General features: G+C 68.7%; 4 protein-coding genes. All 4 read left to right on the plus strand.

The window, feature by feature from the left end; genetic code table 11:
* The first annotated feature begins 114 nt into the window (after positions 1 to 114).
* The 4 genes from ACIPXC_RS33620 (at position 115) to ACIPXC_RS33635 (ending at position 2,950) form a co-directional block, all read left to right on the plus strand.
* On the plus strand, positions 115 to 378 hold the full coding sequence (locus tag ACIPXC_RS33620) for a hypothetical protein (RefSeq protein ID WP_401625908.1): 264 nt from the start codon (positions 115 to 117) through the stop codon (positions 376 to 378).
* A 171-nt stretch (positions 379 to 549) separates the two neighbouring features.
* A complete protein-coding gene (locus tag ACIPXC_RS33625) occupies positions 550 to 690 on the plus strand; it encodes a hypothetical protein (RefSeq protein WP_401625911.1) in 141 nt (46 codons plus the stop codon).
* A gap of 48 nt (positions 691 to 738) precedes the next feature.
* A protein-coding gene (locus tag ACIPXC_RS33630; protein WP_401625914.1) for an IS3 family transposase occupies positions 739 to 1,994 on the plus strand; the annotation gives its coding sequence in 2 pieces (ribosomal slippage) (positions 739 to 1,021 and positions 1,021 to 1,994; 1,257 coding nt in all).
* A gap of 449 nt (positions 1,995 to 2,443) precedes the next feature.
* Entirely contained in the window at positions 2,444 to 2,950 is a 507-nt protein-coding gene (locus tag ACIPXC_RS33635) for a hypothetical protein (protein ID WP_401625917.1), read from the plus strand.
* Positions 2,951 to 2,975: the final 25 nt, after the last annotated feature.

Consider the following 2,975-nt stretch of genomic DNA (forward strand, 5'->3'; position numbering starts at 1 on the left):
AGATACGGTCGGGCTCGCCAACGCCTACAGCACTCACCACGGAGGCTGTCCAGCGGCATATGCCGAAGCGACGGTGTTGCCCCCCAGTCACGCAAGCAGAACCGCTCCGGCTACGTGAAGTCCCTGATGGAGGGGGCCTTCTACGAGTCGGGCCAGCGCTACAACGTGATGGTCATCAACAACGCCAACAGCTACACCCCCAACCTGCACGGCGTGGTCTACGACGCCAAGGTCAGCGGCATCCACGGCACCTACCGGGTGCTGGTCTTCGAGTCGGGCCAGTTCACCAACCACGGCGACGGCGGCTGGATCAACTGGGCCTTCCGCGGCTGGTTCGACCGCGACGACGGCTACGTGAACTTCCGCCGCTCCTGGTAACCCGCCACCCACCGCCCCACCCCCGGCTCCCCGGCCTCCGCTCCGGCCCCGGCCCCGGCCCCGGCCTCGTCCCCTGCCATGCCCGTGCCCGTCCCCACCCCTTAGCCCGTCACCGTCCCACGCCCGGGCCCAGGCCCGGTATCCGTCCCCGAAGAACAGGACATCACCGTCATGCGCCGCAACATCACGCTCGCCACGATCGCCCTGACCGCACTCACCCTGACCGGGGCGGCCGCGCTCCCGGCCCAGGCCGCCGGACACCCCGCCCCGGCCCCCGCCACCGTCTCCACCCCCGCCTCCCCCGCAGCCTGAACCGCCCCGTGTCGAATGGAGACTCGATTCCGTGTAAGGATCAAAGTCATGGCACGACCTTCTTCCTATCCGCTTGAGCTCCGCCGCCGTGCGGTGCGCATGGTCGCCGAGGTGCTCGGCGACTACCCGACCGAGTCCGCCGCGATCAAGGCGGTCGCCCAGAAACTGGGCATCGGCTCGACCGAGACGCTGCGCAAGTGGGTGCGGCAGGACCAGATCGACTCCGGGCAGCGGCCGGGGACGAGCACCGAGGAATCCGCCCAGCTCAAGGCACTGAAGAAGGAGAACGCCGAGCTCAGGCGGGCCAACGAGATCCTGAAGGCCGCGGCGTCTTTCTTCGCGGCCGAGATCGACCGGCCACACACACGCTCGTAGCGTTCATCGACGAGCACCGGGGCCGCTTCGGCGGTGTCGATCCGATCTGCCGCGTGCTGACCGCGCACGACTGCAAGATCGCCCCCTCCACCTACTACGCCCACCACAAACGGCTGGCCGCGCCGTCCGCGCGGAGCGTGCGCGACGCCGAACTGAAGGAGAAGATCAAAGAGGTCTACGCGTCCAACTACCGCGTCTACGGGGCGAGGAAGATCTGGCGCGAGCTGAACCGCCAGGACCTCGCGGTGGCCCGCTGCACCGTCGAACGGCTCATGCGCGAGCTGGGCATCACCGGCGCGGTCCGCGGCCGGAAGGCGATCACCACGATCCCGGACGAGAAAGCCGAGCGGGCACCGGACCGCGTCGAGCGCGACTTCGTCGCCGACGCCCCGAACCGCTGCTGGGTCGCCGACTTCACCCACGTGGCGACCTGGGCCGGCGTCGTCTACGTCGCCTTCGTCGTGGACACCTTCTCGCGCCGCATCGTGGGCTGGTCCGCCTCCACATCGAAGGAGACCCAGCTCGTCCTGGACGCCCTGGAGATGGCGCTATGGCAGCGTGATCGCGACCAGCATCCCTACATTCGCGGCGAGTTGATCCATCATTCCGATGCCGGGTCGCAATACACGAGCTTCCGGCTCGCCGAGCACCTGGACGCCGCCGGCCTCGCGGCAAGCATCGGTTCCGTCGGGGACGCCCTGGACAACGCCCTGATGGAATCGACCGTCGGCCTCTACAAAACCGAGTTGATCAAGCCGCAACGGCCATGGAAAACACTCGCCCAGGTCGAACTGGCCACCGCCGAATGGATCGACTGGTACTGCCACCGCCGCCTCCACGGTGAGATAGGCCACCTCCCACCCGTCGAATACGAGAACAACAACTACTACCTCACGACCACGAAACCCCAGGTCACAACCACCAACTGAGATCTCTACCGAACCCGGGGCGGTTCAGACAACAGCCGGTGACCGCACACAACCCGACGGACACAACAGCCCCGGACCCACACCTCCCGCACAGCACCGGAACCCGGACCACACCCGCCCCCAGGCCCCCACGCCTCGAACTCCGGCACACCCGCTCCGCAACAACACCCGCAGAACGGCCCGCCGACCACGACAACCATCCCCGCAAGCAACAAGCGGCAGGCGGCAGGCGGCAGGCGGCAGGCGGCAGGCGGGCCAGTGCACCCACACACCAAAGCACCCGCACCCCCGCCGGCTGGCGGACTGCCCGACGGACTGCCCGGATATCTGCAGGTCAGATGGGATCTCGAGGGGCGGGAAGCCTCCAGCGGGTGCGGCCCGCGCCCGGATCGGAGAAGCTGGGCATGACCGCAGCGCCGCCGGGCGCGGCGGAAGGGCAAGGAGGTCACGTGGACGTTTCAGGACACGACCGAAACGCCCGCGGGCAGCGGGCCCACACACGAACCAGGACCGGAATCCTGCTGAGCGCCGCAGCAGCCCTCGCGGCAGCCGCGATACCGGTCTCCGCATCACAGCCCACAGCCGCACCCGCCCCCGACCCGGTGATCGTCGACTGCTTCTCCAAACCCCAGACACGCCCCGAGGAATACCTCCTGGCCTGCGGCGACGGCAACAACCGGCTCGTCGACCTGCACTGGACCACCTGGGGCCCCCAGACCGCAACCGCCACCGGCACCGACATGGTCAACGACTGCCGCCCCTACTGCGCAGCAGGCCGCTTCCGCCCCTACCCGGTGACCGTCACCCTGAGCCACCCCCAACCCTGGCCCGACCACCCCGGCACCCAACGCTTCAGCACCATCCGCCTCCTCTACACCGACACCGCACCCTCCCCCGTCCCCAAAGACGTGACCTACAAACTCGTCTACGAACCACCCCCCACACCCACACCCTGAACCCACCCCCGACCCCCACCGCAGG

The organism is Streptomyces sp. NPDC090021 (assembly GCF_044748225.1).
GTDB lineage: Bacteria > Actinomycetota > Actinomycetes > Streptomycetales > Streptomycetaceae > Streptomyces.

Coding starts and splice junctions, on each gene's coding strand:
- ACIPXC_RS33625 (WP_401625911.1), top strand. CDS start 550: ATGCGCCGCAACATCACGCTCGCCACGATCGCCCTGACCGCACTCACC.